This is a genomic window from Xanthomonas nasturtii (genome assembly GCF_001660815.1).
Lineage (GTDB): Bacteria > Pseudomonadota > Gammaproteobacteria > Xanthomonadales > Xanthomonadaceae > Xanthomonas > Xanthomonas nasturtii.
The window spans coordinates 14,361-28,369 of the sequence record NZ_LYMI01000034.1 but is presented as its reverse complement, the minus strand read 5'-3'; the positions used below and the strand labels follow the sequence as shown (position 1 = coordinate 28,369).

Genomic DNA, 14,009 nt, shown 5'->3' with positions numbered 1-14,009 from the left:
TCAGTGTGAGTGAACGTTCCATGGCCGGACTTCGCATCATCAAGAAGTATCCCAATCGCCGTCTCTACGACACGGAAATCTCCAGCTACATCACCATCGAAGATGTGCGCCAACTGATCATCGATGGCGAAGAATTCGAGGTACGCGACGCCAAGAGCGGCGAAGACCTCAGCCGCGCGGTGTTGCTGCAAATCATCGCCGACCGCGAACAGGACGGCGAGCCGATGCTCTCCACCCAGTTGCTGAGCCAGATCATCCGCTTCTACGGCGACTCGCTGCAGGGCTTCATGGGCAATTACCTGGAGCGCAGCATGCAGGTGTTCCTGGACCAGCAGCAGCAGTTCCGCCAGCAGATGGGCAACCTGCTCGGGCAGACCCCGTGGGCGATGATGAACCAGCTGACCGAGCGCAACCTGGAGTTGTGGCAGGAATTCCAGCGCAATTTCGGCGCCGGCTTCGGTCGTCCGGGTGGCCCGGGCACGCCGCCGAACCCGCCCGGCGCAGGCGGCCTGGGCAGCGGCCCGATGGGGACCGGTACGCACGGCACGGCCGGCAGCAATCATGGCACCACCGGCAAGGCCCGCAATCGCGGCTAAGAGCGACTCACAAAACGACGATGCGGCCGCCAAGCGGCCGCGGCAAGCGCTCGGTGCGGCATGTACCACGCGTACACTCCGGCTCCGAGCCCGCCGTCCGCCGTCCGCACCCACCTGACGACCGCTCGCTACGTTCCATTAGCCGCTCCAGGACGAACGCCGCGCGTGGAGCGTGACGCTCCCAGGCGCCACCGATCAGCGGCGGGCCTGCCCTGCGCAGGCCGAGCAGATCCGCTCCACGTGGTAGCCACGTGCACGCAACCGCTCCACCACCCCATCGTTTCCCAACAAGTGCAGCGCACCGACCACCACCAGCGTGGTTCCGCTGCCTTTGCCAAGCCGCTGTTCCAGCCGCGGTACCCAGCGCGCATTGCGCTCGACGTTGATGTCCTGATACAGCGCCGGATAGTGGCGGCGCATGTCCTCGGCCATCTGCGTGGACAGCGTATGCACGTCGCCATTGCGCCAGGCCGCGTGCAGCTGCTGCAGTTGATCGCTGGTCTCTGCCTCGTCCAGCGCTTCTTCCAGCAACTGATGCTGCTCGGTCGGCGACATGCCGTCGAGCAAGGCGATCTGTTCCGCGGCACGCTCCAGACCATCGGCCGGCTTGCCACGTGTCTGCGCCTGTTGCATCAGGTAATGGTCCAGACCCGCGTTCGGGTCCATGCCCTGCCGGGTCATCTCGGCCAGGCTGATCGTCAGCGCCACAAACCACGGTTCCATCGGCTGCAGGCTCTCCAGCGATATGCCGTACTTGCGCGCGTAGGCACGCAACGCCTGCCAGGTCTTCGCATCCAGCGTGTTTTGCAGCGTGCGCCCGTCGGTGCGCCGCGCTGCCTGCAGCATGCGGCTGCCCAGCTCGGGCGATTGCGCATCGGCAGGCGGCAACTCGAACAGCAGCCGGTCGGCCTTGGCGAAAGCCTGCAGCACATCCGGCGACAACGGGTAGTCGCTGGGCTTGAGCACATGGAACGAGCCCAGCAGATACAGCGTACCGCCCTTGCCATCGACCTTCCACAGCAGCGGCACCGGCGGGCCGGTCGGCACATCACTGGCGCCACGCGCCCACACCGGCACCAGCGCCCCGCTCCACAACATCAGGCCGAGCAGCGCGCCGCTGCACCAGGCGGCGACGCGTCGGCGCGTTGAGGTTGCCGCTTTCATCTTCATCGTGCTGCTCCGCGCATGTCAGCGTCGCACATGTCAGTGCGGCACCTTGTAGGTCTTCTCGCCTGCCGACACCGCCAGGTCGATCCGGTTTTCCGGGGGCGGCAACGGGCAGGTGGCGAACGGGGTGAACGCGCACGGCGGGTTGTAGGCGCGATTGAAATCGACCACCACCTGCCCGGAAGCATCCGGCACATCCAGGTCCAGAAAACGCCCGGCCGGATAGCTGCCATGGCCGCTGGTGCGGTCGGCGAACACCACGAACATCGGCCGCCCCGGCTCGCCGATGGTTTCCAACCGGTAGGCCTTGCCGTCGCGCTCGAACTCGATCGCACCGGCATTGGGCTGCTCGCTACTGATGCCGACGATATCCACGATCGCAATGGTCTTGCCGACATCGTTGGGCACATAGCGCGCGCTGATGCGCCAGGACGGATCGACCGGCCAGTAGTCCAGGCCTGCGAAGTGGCTGCGCGATGGCGCGTCGGCATGCTTGACCCGCAGCGCGTTGCGGTCGCCGCGATGGATCAGGCTCAACACGCCCTTGCCGCCATCGAAATGGATGAAGGTCGGCTGCGGGTCGCGATCGGACTGGAAGCGGATCCGGCCGGTCAGTGGCTTGCCGTCCAGGTTCAGCGCTGCGCCACGCTCGGGCACGAACCAGACCATGTCGTTCTCGGTGGACACCATGCCCATCTTCGGCGGGCCCACCGCGAGTTTGATGCCACTGTCGGCGCTGCTGCCGATGTAGTGCGCCTTCAGCGAGAGCCAGTGCAGGCCAACCAGGCTGGTCCAGCCATCGGGGGCGCGCAGCTCTTTCAGACGTGCTTCGCGCCAGGCGGCGGTGTCGGCCAGAAACGTCTTGTCGAGTGCGACCGGCGCGGCGGGCGCTGGCGCATCGCGCCCGCAACCGGGCAACGCTACTGCCACCAGCATGCCGAGCAGCCAGCCCTTCCCCCTGTGCACTGCCATCAACGTCCCCTGAGAAACCAACGATCGATATCGCTCAGCGTAAACCGAGCCCAGGTCGGTCGGCCATGGTTGCATTGACCCGAGCGCTCTGTAGCTTCCATATCGCGCAGCAGCGCGTTCATTTCGGGCACGGTGAGGCGGCGATTGGCGCGCACCGCGCCATGGCAGGCCATCGTGGAGAGCAGCTCGTCGCGTGCGCTGGCGATGCGGCGGCTTTGCCCATGTTCGCGCAGATCGCCAAGCACATCGCGCAGCAGCGCCTCCGGCTCGGCATTGGCCAGCAGTGCAGGAATGCTGCGCACATGCAGCGATTGCGGGCCGGCGCGGGTGATCTCGAAACCGAGCGTGGCCAGCGTCTCGGCTTCGCGCTCGGCGGTGTCGGCTTCGCGCTCGCCCACCGCCAGCGTCATCGGCACCAGCAAGGGCTGCGCATGCAGGCCGATACTGTCGTGCGCAGCTTTGAGCCGCTCATAGCCGATGCGCTCGTGCGCCGCGTGCATGTCGACCACGATCAAGCCTTCGGCGTTTTCGGCCAGGATGTAGATGCCGTGCAACTGCGCCACCGCATACCCCAGTGGCGGCACCCCGCTGTCTGCTGCAGTTGCCGGCAACCCGGTGCCGGCCATCGCCGGCATGCCTGCCGATTGCTGCGCGCTGCTCGGTGGCGGCGCATACAGCGCGCTGTATGCGGCGCGCGTTTCGTCCACGCGCAGACCCAACGGCGTCTGCGAAGGCGTCCAGCTTGCGTAGCTGTACGCGCTGTTGCCGCTACCGGATGTGCCACCGTGGTTTGCAACGCCGCCGCTGGCAATGCCGCCCATTCCGCCGGAGGTGGCACCCGCGTGGCCATCGCTGCCGATGCTGTTGGGCGTCGCACCAGCGCGGGTGTGCGCCAACGCGTCCTGCAAGGTGCGATAGACGAAATCGTGGATCAGCCGCGCTTCGCGGAAGCGCACCTCGTGCTTGGCCGGGTGCACGTTGACGTCCACGCGCGCCGGGTCCAGTTCCAGGAACAACACGTACGCCGGCTGGCGGCCATGGAACAGCACATCGCCATAGGCCATCTTTACCGCGTGCGCCACGCTGCGGTCGCGTACCGACCGGCCGTTGACGTAGAGGTATTGCTGGTCGGTGCTGGCACGCGAGTAATGCGGCTGCGCGACCCAGCCATGCAGGCGCAGACCGGCACCGCTGTGGTCCACGCGCAAGGCCTGGCGCGCGAAATCCTCGCCCAGGGTTTCGCCCAGCCGCGCATCCGAATACAGATCGCCCGGCTTGTAGCGCCGCGACGGTTTGCCGTTGTGCGAGACGCGCAATTCCACATCCGGGCGCGCCAGCGCCAACGAGCGCAGCCACTCTTCGATGTGCCCGAGTTCGGTACGTTCGGCACGCAGGAACTTGCGCCGCGCCGGCACGTTGAAGAACAGCTCGCGCACTTCGACCGTGGTACCCGGCGCATGCGCGCGCGGCAGCACCTCACCCAGGCGCCCGCCGTCGATTTCCAGTGCCGAGCCGTGTTCGGCGTCGTGGCGGCGCGAGGTCAGGGTGAAGCGGCTGACCGAGGCGATGGACGGCAAGGCTTCGCCGCGGAAGCCGAGCGTGGCCACGGTTTCCAGGTCGTCCAGCGAGGCAATCTTGCTGGTGGCATGCCGCGACACCGCCAGCGGCAGTTCGTCCGGGGGGATGCCGCCGCCGTTGTCGCGGATGCGGATCAGCCGGACGCCGCCTTCTTCGAGCTCGATATCCACGCGCGTGGCGCCGGCATCGAGCGCATTCTCGACCAGTTCCTTGACCACCGAAGCGGGCCGCTCGACGACTTCGCCGGCAGCGATCTGGTTGATCAGAATCTCGGGCAACTGACGGATCGCCATCAGCGCGCGCTCCACTGCTGGAAGCGCAAAACACGGTGCGTCGGGAATGTGGCAGGCAAGACAAACGTCGGCACGGCAATCCGGCGGCGCGCAGGCGCCGTCATCAAGGAATCAGTGCGCAATGATAGCCGAGCGGGTCAGCGGCTGCCGCCGGCCACGGTGCCGACCGCATCGGCCTCGGCCTGCGCGCGCGCTGCGAACAAGGTGCCGGGCGGCGGCTGGCGGGTGAAAAAGGTATCGATGCCGTCGAGCACGGCTGCCGCGATCTTGCGCTGGTAAGCCGGGTCGATCAGGCGACGCTCTTCGTCCGGATTGGAGATGAAGGCAGTTTCCACCAGCATGGCCGGCATGTCGGAGGTGCGCAGCACCGCAAAATTGGCGCGTTCCAGCTGCGGCTTGTGGTTGTTGCCGATGCGCTTCAACCCACCCAGCACATGACCGGCGGCGTCTTCGGAGGCTTTCATGTGGCCGCTCTGGGCCAGGTCCAGTAACACGTTGGCAAGCGTGCTTTCGGTCTGCTGCAGGCGTACGCCACCGACCAGATCGGCGGCATTTTCCTTGTCGGCCAGCCAGCGCGCACGTTGCGAGGAGGCGCCCTTGGTCGACAACACGTAAACGGACGAGCCGGTGGCGCTGCGGTTTTCGGCAGCGTCGGCGTGGATCGAAATGAAGATGTCGGCCTTGGCAGCACGCGCTTTTTGCGCGCGCATCGGCAACGGAATGAACACGTCGGTATCGCGGGTGAGATAGGCCTTCATGCCCGGCGTGGCGTTGATCTGGCGTGCCAGTTCGCGGCCAACCGCCAGCGTGACATCCTTCTCGCGCTTGCCGGTGGGGCCCATGGCGCCCGGATCCTGGCCGCCGTGGCCCGGGTCGATCGCCACGATCAACGGACGCATGCCCGGTGCCATCTTGACGCGCGCAGCTTCGCTGGGCAGCACCGGACGCGGCGGAATGTCGTCGTCGCTCGCGCCAGCAACGGCATTGGGCCCGCTGTTGGGCATGGGTGCTGCGGCGCTGCCCGGCATGGCAGCTGCCGGCGCTCTACCGCCGTTCAAGATTGCTGCGGCGGATGCGCTGCTGCCGGCCACTGCTGCGCCAGCCGATGAATTGCCGGTAGCGACAGCGGCACGGTTAGGTGTGTTGCCGGCAACGCCGGCCGGCGCTGCGGTGCCGGTAGCTGCGGTGGTGCCAGGGCGCGGCGTCGGCACGCCGGTAGCCACCGTGGTCGGTACCGGTGCTTGCGTGACGGTGGGCATTGCCGATGCCGGCACGTACGCTGCAGGCGGTGGAATCGACGGTTGGGGTGGCGGCACCGAGGAGGCACGTTGCGCAGAGGCGGCCAGCGCGGCGGTTGCACGTGCGGCTTCGGTTTGCGCATTGAGCGGACGCGGCGCCGGCACGGCAGCAGGCATCGCCGCAGCGGCAACGACCGAGGTCGCGGCCGGGGCGGGATCGCCTGGCCACTCGATCACCAAAGTCGACGCACTGCCCAGCGTCTGCATCTGCGGCTTGAGCGGCGTCACCGGCGTTGCCAGCTCGAACACCACCCGGAACGTCCCCGGCACCGGCTGCCCGGTGCGCACCGAGGTCACCAACCCGGCAGCGGGCGGCAGCTTGAGGCCGCGCATACCGGACGAATCGGGAAAATCCACCACCAGGCGATTCGGATTCGCCAGCGACAGGGTTTTGAAGCCGCCGCTGCCGGCCAACTGAATTTCTGCGCGCGTGCCGGTGGCGCCAGTGCTGACACCGACCCCCTTGATTTCGCCGGCCCACGCAGCAAAAACCGCCAGGCTGAGGCTGGCGGTCAGGGCGGAAGCACAGAACTGGCGGATCCCCGGTGTCATGGCGCTGGATTCAATCACCCAACTGCGTGAATTGCAAGGTGATTTCCCTTAATAATCCACAACCTGGCGTTCATTCTTCTTGTGCGGCGGCAAAAAGAGCCCGCAACTGGGGCTGCTGCGAGAGGCGCTCCAGCCAACCGCGTCCGGTCGCGCTACGGCCCAGCAGCCGGACGCTGCGGCCTTCGCCGGCCACGGCCAGTTCCACATCCAGATCGACCGGCGGCAGGACGCCTGCACCGCGCTCCGGCCATTCGATCAGCCACAGGCTTGCACTGCCTTCGTCGAGCCCGAGAAAGTCCAGCTCTCCGGCATGCCCGATGCGATACAGATCCAGATGCCAGGCTTCATCGCCGGTACGCAGCGGGTAGCGTTCGACCAGTGTGTAGGTGGGGCTGCGGATCGGCCCGGTGACGCCGAGTGCGCGCAACAGCGTGCGTGCGAGCGTGGATTTGCCGGCGCCCAGGTCGCCATGCAACTGCACCACGGCGCTGGCAGGCCGTACCGCGGCCAGCGCCTGGCCCAGGATTTCGGTGGCCTGGGGGTCGTCCAATTGTCCGTTGAGCTCGCTCATGCACTGGCTCCGGCGTTGGCAAGGCGGCGCAGTTCGGGAAGCAGGTCTGTCGGCAACAGGCCACGTTCGCCTGCGCGCGCGGCCGCATCGCCGGCGCAGGCGTGCAGCAAGGCGCCGAGACTGGCGGCATCGAACGGCGACCAGCCCTGCCCCAGCAGCGCGGCGATGACGCCGGTCAACAGGTCGCCCATGCCGCCGACCGCCATGCCCGCATTCCCCGCATCGATGATGCGCGGCAAGGCATCGGGCGTGGCGACCACGGTGCCGGCGCCCTTGAGCACCACCACTGCGTCGTAGCGTGTTGCCAATGCTGCAGCAGCGGCCAGACGATCGCGCTGGATTTCCCCGGTCGAACACCCCAGCAGACGACCGGCTTCGCCTGGATGTGGGGTCAACACGCGCCGGCCACGCGCCGGCACATCGGTGCCAGCCAACAGATTCAGGCCATCGGCATCGATCACCAGCGCCGTGTCCGAGCCCAGCGCCGCGCGCCACAAGGTCTGCGCCCAGGCGTCCTGCCCTAGCCCGGGCCCGAGCGCGACCGCATCGGCGGCGCCGGCCAGTGCGGCGATGTCGTCATCGGCCTGCACGGCACGCACCATCGCCTCGGGGCAGCGCGCCAGCAGCGGGGTCACATGCTCGGCACGCGTTGCCACCTGCACCAACCCGGCGCCACTGCGCAAGGCCGCTTCGGCGGTCAGCATGATCGCGCCACCGCTGCCCAGGTTGCCGCCCACGCACAGCACCCGCCCGGATTCGCCCTTGTGCGTATTGCGGCGACGCGGGCGCAGCTGCGCTGCCAGCGCATCGCGATTCCAACTGTGTGCGGCTGGCGTTAGTCCGTCGAATGCAGACGCAGGTACCTCCAGCGACGCGACTGCGCGCTCGCCGGCGTACTCCAGCGCATCGCCGGTGTAGAGCCCCAGATGCGGCACGATGAATTGCAAGGTCAGCGACGCGCGGACCGCGGCGCCGAAGGCCACCCCGTGATCTGCATCGATGCCGCTGGGAACATCCAGCGCGAACACCGGTACCCCGGCCGTGTTGATGGCGTCCATCAACGCAGCGGTCGCCTCGTCCGGCGCGCGGTTCAGGCCGATGCCGAACAGCGCATCGACAATCACATCGGCCTGCGCTAGCGCATACGGAAACAACTCGATCGCGCCGCCAACGGCCAGATAGTCGGTGCAGGCACGCTGCGCCAGTTCCGAGGCCGGGCCATGCTCGGGCAGATGTACCACGCGCACATGGCGCCCTGCGCGCTGCGCCAGGCGCGCCAGCACATAGCCATCGCCGCCGTTGTTGCCGGTACCGCAGACCACCACGATGCGGCGCGCCTGCGGCCAGCGCTCCAGCAAGCATTGCCAGGCAGCCTGCCCGGCGCGTTGCATCAGCAGGTAGCCATCGCCACCCAGCAGCATGGTGGCCTGCGCATCGAGCGTGCGTGCGGCAGCGGTGTCGTAAAGAGCGAGCGGTGCGTACATGCCGGGAATTCTATACTTGTCGCCATGTCTGCCGTCCTCGCCCGCCCCGACCCTACCGATGCCGCCGCGCGTATCCGTGCGCTTGCGCGCGAAGCCGGCTTTCAACGCTGCGGCATCACCGGCATCGAGCTGGGCGAAGACGAGGCGCATCTGCGCAGCTGGCTGGCAGAAGGCCTGTACGGCACCATGCACTGGATGGCCCAGCATGGCGACAAGCGCTCGCGCCCGCAGGAGCTGGTGCCTGGCACCTTGCGGGTGTTGTCGGTGGGCATGGATTACGGCCGCAAGGACGACACCGAGGCCTGGAACACCTTGCACGACGGCAACCGTGCGTACGTGGCGCGCTATGCGCTGGGGCGCGATTACCACAAGCTGATGCGCAACCGGCTGCAGAAACTGGCAGAGCGCATCCAGGGCGAGATCGGCGCGTTCGGCTTCCGCGTGTTCGTCGATTCGGCGCCGGTGCTGGAGCGTGCTTTGGCGCGCAACGCCGGGCTGGGCTGGATCGGCAAACACACCTGCCTGATCGATCGCAACGGCGGCTCGTGGTTTTTCCTGGGCGAGATCTACCTGGATCTGCCGCTGCCCATCGACACGCCCGCCACCGCGCATTGCGGCACCTGCACGCGCTGCATCGACATCTGCCCGACCCAGGCCATCATCGCGCCGTACCGGCTGGATGCGCGCCGCTGCATTGCCTACCTCACCATCGAACACGACGGCGCCATTCCGGAAGAGATGCGCAAGCCAATCGGCAACCGCATCTTCGGCTGCGACGATTGCCAGCTGATCTGCCCCTGGAACAAGTTCGCCAAACGCACCGACGAGGCCGACTTCCGCGCCCGCAACGATCTGGATGTGGCAACGCTGCCGCAGCTGTTTGCCTGGGACGAAGCCGAATTCCTGCGCCGCACCGAGGGCAGCCCGATCCGCCGCAGCGGACACGAACGCTGGCTACGCAATATCGCAGTGGGGCTGGGCAATGCACCGGGCACGCCGGAAGTCCTGGCCGCACTGCAAGCGCGTCGCCACGACGACTCGGAGCTGGTGCGCGAACACGTGGGCTGGGCGCTGGCGCAGCACGGTCTCTGAGCCGCGAGCGTTTGCCATGCGTTCCGCTGGCGCCACAGCCATCGGCGCCACACGCGCGGCAGGCGATGGCCCACGATCAGCCACCGGGCTCATGAGCTTCGGGCAACCGATCACCCACGACCGGCGCCGCTACGGGATAATGCGGCGATGGCCGACCGCAACGAACATATCCTCACTCCCAGCCAGCTCAATACGCTGGCGCGCGACCTGCTGGAAGGCAGCTTCCCGCTGGTGTGGGTGGAAGCAGAGCTGAGCAGCGTCACCCGCCCGTCCTCGGGCCATCTGTACTTCACGCTGAAGGACGCACGCGCACAGATCCGCTGCGCGATGTTCAAACCCAAGAGCACATGGCTGAAGTTCCAGCCGCGCGAAGGCTTGCGCGTGCTCGCGCGTGGACGCCTGACCCTGTACGAAGCGCGCGGCGACTACCAACTGGTGCTCGACCACATGGAAGAAGCCGGCGAAGGCGCGCTGCGACGTGCCTTCGACGAACTGCGTGCGCGCCTGGCGGCCGAAGGCTTGTTCGATGCCGAGCGCAAGCAACCGTTGCCTGCGCATGTGCGCCGTCTGGCGGTGATCACCTCGCCCAGCGGCGCGGCGGTGCGCGATGTGCTCAGCGTGCTGGCACGGCGCTTTCCGCTGTTGGAAGTGGACCTGCTGCCGTCGCTGGTGCAGGGCGACAGCGCCGCCGCGCAGGTCACCTCGCTGCTGCAGCGCGCCGATGCCTCCGGGCGTTACGACGTCATCCTGATCACCCGCGGTGGCGGCTCGCTGGAAGATCTGTGGGCCTTCAACGACGAACGCCTGGCGCGCGCGATCGCTGCCGCGCAGACGCCGGTAGTGTCGGCGGTGGGCCACGAGACCGACTTCAGCCTCAGCGATTTCGTGGCCGACGTGCGTGCACCCACGCCCTCGGTAGCGGCCGAATTGCTGGTGCCCGATCAACGCGAGCTGGTCGCACGCGTGCAGCGTGCTCGGGCACGCATGGCACAGCTGCAGCAGCATGCCCTGGGCACTGCCATGCAACGCGCCGACCGGCTTGCACTGCGCCTGCGTGCGCACAGCCCGCAGGCGCGCCTGCAACTGCTGCACCGCCGCCAGGAAGAGGCCGGCCGCCAGCTGCGCACACGCATGACCCAGGTGCTGGAACGCCTGCAATCGCGGATGCAACGCGGGCAGGCGCAGCTGCAATCGCACAACCCGCGACGCCATCTGGCCAGCCTGCAGCAACGTCTGCGGGCATTGCACCCGCAGGCGGCGATGCAACGCCGCCTGCAGCACGATCAACTGCAACTGCGCAGCGTTGCGCGCTCGCTGGAAGCGGTCAGCCCGCTGGCCACGGTGGCGCGTGGCTATGCCATCGTGACCCGCCCCGCCGATGGCAGCGTGGTGCGCAGCGCGGCCGACGTGGTCGCAGGCGAGCGCCTGCGTGCGCAGCTGGCCGATGGCAGCATCGAGGTGCGGGTGGACTCTGGCGAAGGCTGAAAGCAAGCGACGCATGACAGCGCCGGTTTCAGCGCTGAGCAACGTCAGGAGCCGCTAGGCGCCTGCACTGCATGCTGCCAGCCCTGCATCAGCAGCCCGGCCAACACCGCCGGATCATGATCGAAGTGGTGCCCGCCGTGGCGTGCGAGCACCTGCACGCCACGTGCGCGCAGTTCCGGACACAGCGTGTCCTTTTCTTCTTCGCCATAAATGCAGTGCAGACGATGCGCATCCAGCGACTGGATGGCCGGCTCCACATCGCGTTCGGCATCAGTAGCGCAGGCTGTTCCAACCCACCACCGACACGCCCTGCTGCTGCAGTTGCGCGGCGATGCCCTTGCCCAGTTCGCGCCAGCCGCCATCGCCGGCCAGCATGACCACCAGACGGTCGCTGCCGGGCGCATGCAGTTCCACCAGCGGCAAGTCGCCCAGGCCTTGTGCCTGCGCGGCCAGGAAGTGGCCGCGGGTGGCCGCGGCGATCTGCATCGGGCTGGCGTCGTCGACCAGATCGTCGAGAACGCCTTGATTGGCATCGGGCATGTCGCACGAACAGGCCAGGCCTGGATCCTTGCTACCGGCGTCGGCGACCACCGCACCGCCCAGCACGTCGGGCGCCGCCGCAGCGGCCAGTGCTTGACGCGCCAGCACCGCACCGTCGCCCTGCCCGACCAGTACCGGCGGCAGGAAGGCATCGACATGGTCGGCGCGCAACAATTTCTTGCCCAGCCGCTCGGCATCGTCGGCCAGCGAGCTGCAGGCGGCATGATGCGAGCGCACGCGTTCGCGGTAAGTGGCGGTATCCACCACGGCCACGCCGGCGCTATGCATTGCATCCGGCCCCTGCAATGCACATGAAAAGGCCGGGAACTCTCTGCATCGAGAATTCCAGGCTGTAGTCGCTCGCCTTGAACGCTGTTTGGTGGAGGTGAGCGGATTGGTGGAGACGGGCGGAATCGAACCGCCGTCCCGAAGCGCCCCTCCCCTCAACTCTAGATTCCGCGCGCCAGCCGGAAGCCGATGCGTGCGCTGGTGGTGTCCGAATCCTGCGACTGTCGCCAGGCCGCGCGCGTCTGTTGCGGCGAATTGGCCCAGCTGCCGCCGCGGATCATGCGCTGCCGGCAGCCCGGGTTGTACCAGGCGGCGCCGTCGGCCGGCGCACGGCGGTAGCTGGCATGCCAGCAATCGGCCACCCATTCGCTCAGATTGCCGCCCATGTCGTGCAGGCCCCAGGCGTTGGCGCGGAAGCTGGCCACCGGCGCCGGACCCCAGAAGCCGTCGCCGTAGCCGACAAAGCCGTTGTTCCAGTGCCGGCCGCTGCGCGAGACGTCGTTGCCGCCGGTGAAGTTGCCCGCATCGACCGGGGGCGAGCCGGCATTGCCCCATGGGTAACGCCCGGTGGTGCCGGCGCGCACCGCATATTCGAATTCGGCCTCGCTGGGCACGTGATAGTGGCGACCGGTCTGTTCCGAGAGCCAGGACGCGTACGCTTCGGCATCGCGGATGCTGATGTGCATCACCGGGCTATTGGGCGCGGCCTGGGCGCCGTTGTAGTCGGACTGCCAATCCACGCCGCTGCGGCGGATGAAGTTGCCGCTGCGCTCGTCGTACACCACCGAATGCCCGCGCCGGGTGGCGCGCGGGCGCGCGCCGGTGGCTTCGACGAACTGACGGAACTCGGCCACCGTCACCTCGGTGATCGAGAGCGCAAAGCCGCGCGCGAAACGCACGTAATGCGCGGGGCGCTCGTTGTCCGATGCCCCGGGCTCGGCATCGCCCGCCCCCATCTGGAAGGCGCCATGCGGCACCACGATCATCTGCGGCCCGCGCCCGCCCACCTTGAGCCCATCGGTGAACACCTGCCCGGGGCGGAAGCTGCCGTAATGCGTGGCCAATTCCAGGCGGCGGCGCAGGTCGCCGGCCACCGGGTCGCCGGGGTCGGCGATGCGCAGCACCTCGGCAAGTTTTCCCCCGGCCGGCTTGAGCCCACGTGGCGAGGTCAGATCGTGCAGACCGGCATCGTGCAAGGCGGCGATCTGCGCGCGGCGCATGCGTTCCACCCGCGCGCGTGCATCGGCGATGGTGGGCGCGCGTTCGCGCACCTGCCCTGCCATCTGCAGCCAGTAGCGGGCACCGACGAAATCGCTCGCCTGCGCGGCCCGTTCCGCACGCTCCAGCAGGCCGCTTTCGACGGCGGCCAAGCCCTGCCGGGTACGCGGATTGTCCGGGTCCAGTTGCGCGGCATCGCGAAAATTCGCCAGCGCGCCATTGCCGTCTTCACCCAGCCGTCCACCGCGCAGGTCTTCTTCGCCGGCGCGATTGAACGCGAGCACACGCTGCGCGGTTTCCACCTCGCGCTGCAGTGCGCGCACCTTGGGGTCCTGCGGCGCGAGCGCAAGTGCGACGATGGCCAACTCGCGTGCCTGCTCCAGCGCATCGTCCTGGCGCTCGGTCTGTTCGATCAACGCCGCGCCGCGCTCGAGCAGGCGGGCACGTGCCTGCGCCAGGCCGCGCAGGCTCTCAGCGTCCTTGCCTTCGGTGCGCTGCTGGATCGCCAGGTACAACGGGATCGCATCGTCGGCATCGCGATACAGGCGGTCTTCCTGCAATGCCTGATCGGCGCGCTTGCGCACCTGCGCCAACGGCGCATCGCCCAGATCCACCGCGGGCGGTTGCCACTGTGCGACGGTTTCGGCGGATTCTTCGCCGCCGATGGAAACATTCGGCTTGCTTGGTGCGGCGGCAGGCGCAGGCTGCGGCGCAACCGCAGGGGCTGGCGTGGGTGTTCGCGTACACGCGCACACACTCAGAGCGATCAGTGCCCACGCTGCCACCCGGTTGCCGCACTCATCCACCACCTGCTCCTTCCAGTGCTCTGCCGCACGACAGGCGATCGCGACGTTAGGCTATTCTGCGCGTTCTGC

General features: G+C 67.9%; 10 protein-coding genes, 1 other RNA gene and 1 pseudogene. 4 read left to right on the top strand and 8 right to left on the bottom strand.

The window, feature by feature from the left end:
• The first annotated feature begins 20 nt into the window (after positions 1-20).
• The gene (gene phaR / locus A7D16_RS13025; protein WP_064633309.1) at positions 21-596 is read left to right on the top strand and encodes a polyhydroxyalkanoate synthesis repressor PhaR; all 576 of its coding nucleotides are present in this window, start codon (positions 21-23) and stop codon (positions 594-596) included.
• Positions 597-656: 60 nt separating this feature from the next.
• A non-coding RNA gene (locus tag A7D16_RS13020) (sX9 sRNA) lies at positions 657-740 on the top strand.
• Between the two features lie 51 nt (positions 741-791).
• On the opposite strand, the gene A7D16_RS13015 is transcribed toward A7D16_RS13020, so the two are convergent.
• The 6 genes from A7D16_RS13015 to A7D16_RS12990 all read right to left on the bottom strand — a co-directional run bounded on the left by A7D16_RS13015 (position 792) and on the right by A7D16_RS12990 (position 8,511).
• The gene (locus A7D16_RS13015; RefSeq protein WP_064633307.1) at positions 792-1,766 is read right to left on the bottom strand and encodes a TraB/GumN family protein; all 975 of its coding nucleotides are present in this window, start codon (positions 1,764-1,766) and stop codon (positions 792-794) included.
• A 33-nt stretch (positions 1,767-1,799) separates the two neighbouring features.
• Positions 1,800-2,735: a DUF1684 domain-containing protein gene (locus tag A7D16_RS13010; protein ID WP_064633305.1), complete on the bottom strand. Its 936-nt coding sequence runs from the start codon at positions 2,733-2,735 to the stop codon at positions 1,800-1,802.
• On the bottom strand, positions 2,735-4,606 hold the full coding sequence (gene mutL / locus A7D16_RS13005; protein WP_064633616.1) for a DNA mismatch repair endonuclease MutL: 1,872 nt from the start codon (positions 4,604-4,606) through the stop codon (positions 2,735-2,737). Before mutL ends, A7D16_RS13010 begins: the two co-directional genes overlap by 1 nt.
• A gap of 137 nt (positions 4,607-4,743) precedes the next feature.
• Positions 4,744-6,456, bottom strand: a complete 1,713-nt coding sequence (locus tag A7D16_RS13000) for an N-acetylmuramoyl-L-alanine amidase (RefSeq protein ID WP_064633303.1) — start codon at positions 6,454-6,456, stop codon at positions 4,744-4,746.
• A gap of 70 nt (positions 6,457-6,526) precedes the next feature.
• The gene (gene tsaE, locus A7D16_RS12995) at positions 6,527-7,027 is read right to left on the bottom strand and encodes a tRNA (adenosine(37)-N6)-threonylcarbamoyltransferase complex ATPase subunit type 1 TsaE (protein ID WP_064633301.1); all 501 of its coding nucleotides are present in this window, start codon (positions 7,025-7,027) and stop codon (positions 6,527-6,529) included.
• Complete coding sequence (locus A7D16_RS12990; RefSeq protein ID WP_064633299.1) at positions 7,024-8,511, bottom strand: bifunctional ADP-dependent NAD(P)H-hydrate dehydratase/NAD(P)H-hydrate epimerase; 1,488 nt, start codon at positions 8,509-8,511, stop codon at positions 7,024-7,026. Before A7D16_RS12990 ends, tsaE begins: the two co-directional genes overlap by 4 nt.
• Positions 8,512-8,535: 24 nt before the next feature.
• Here A7D16_RS12990 and queG point away from each other — a divergent pair, with 24 nt between their 5' ends.
• Positions 8,536-9,603 (top strand): tRNA epoxyqueuosine(34) reductase QueG, encoded by a 1,068-nt coding sequence (queG, locus tag A7D16_RS12985; protein WP_064633296.1) that lies wholly within the window; start codon positions 8,536-8,538, stop codon positions 9,601-9,603.
• A gap of 147 nt (positions 9,604-9,750) precedes the next feature.
• Positions 9,751-11,088 carry an exodeoxyribonuclease VII large subunit gene (gene xseA / locus A7D16_RS12980; protein ID WP_064633294.1) on the top strand — a complete coding sequence of 446 codons (1,338 nt, stop codon included), beginning with the start codon at positions 9,751-9,753 and terminating at the stop codon, positions 11,086-11,088.
• A gap of 44 nt (positions 11,089-11,132) precedes the next feature.
• Here the strand turns inward: xseA and A7D16_RS21660 are convergent.
• Positions 11,133-11,901 (bottom strand): annotated as a pseudogene (locus A7D16_RS21660) (AcvB/VirJ family lysyl-phosphatidylglycerol hydrolase); the annotation flags it as partial.
• A 176-nt stretch (positions 11,902-12,077) separates the two neighbouring features.
• Positions 12,078-13,940 carry a formylglycine-generating enzyme family protein gene (locus A7D16_RS12965; RefSeq protein WP_064633614.1) on the bottom strand — a complete coding sequence of 621 codons (1,863 nt, stop codon included), beginning with the start codon at positions 13,938-13,940 and terminating at the stop codon, positions 12,078-12,080.
• Positions 13,941-14,009 lie beyond the last annotated feature (69 nt).

Coding starts and splice junctions, on each gene's coding strand:
- phaR (WP_064633309.1), top strand. CDS start 21: ATGGCCGGACTTCGCATCATCAAGAAGTATCCCAATCGCCGTCTCTAC.
- A7D16_RS13010 (WP_064633305.1), bottom strand. CDS start 2,735: ATGGCAGTGCACAGGGGGAAGGGCTGGCTGCTCGGCATGCTGGTGGCA.
- queG (WP_064633296.1), top strand. CDS start 8,536: ATGTCTGCCGTCCTCGCCCGCCCCGACCCTACCGATGCCGCCGCGCGT.
- xseA (WP_064633294.1), top strand. CDS start 9,751: ATGGCCGACCGCAACGAACATATCCTCACTCCCAGCCAGCTCAATACG.
- A7D16_RS13000 (WP_064633303.1), bottom strand. CDS start 6,456: ATGACACCGGGGATCCGCCAGTTCTGTGCTTCCGCCCTGACCGCCAGC.
- A7D16_RS13015 (WP_064633307.1), bottom strand. CDS start 1,766: ATGAAGATGAAAGCGGCAACCTCAACGCGCCGACGCGTCGCCGCCTGG.
- A7D16_RS12990 (WP_064633299.1), bottom strand. CDS start 8,511: ATGTACGCACCGCTCGCTCTTTACGACACCGCTGCCGCACGCACGCTC.
- mutL (WP_064633616.1), bottom strand. CDS start 4,606: ATGGCGATCCGTCAGTTGCCCGAGATTCTGATCAACCAGATCGCTGCC.
- tsaE (WP_064633301.1), bottom strand. CDS start 7,027: ATGAGCGAGCTCAACGGACAATTGGACGACCCCCAGGCCACCGAAATC.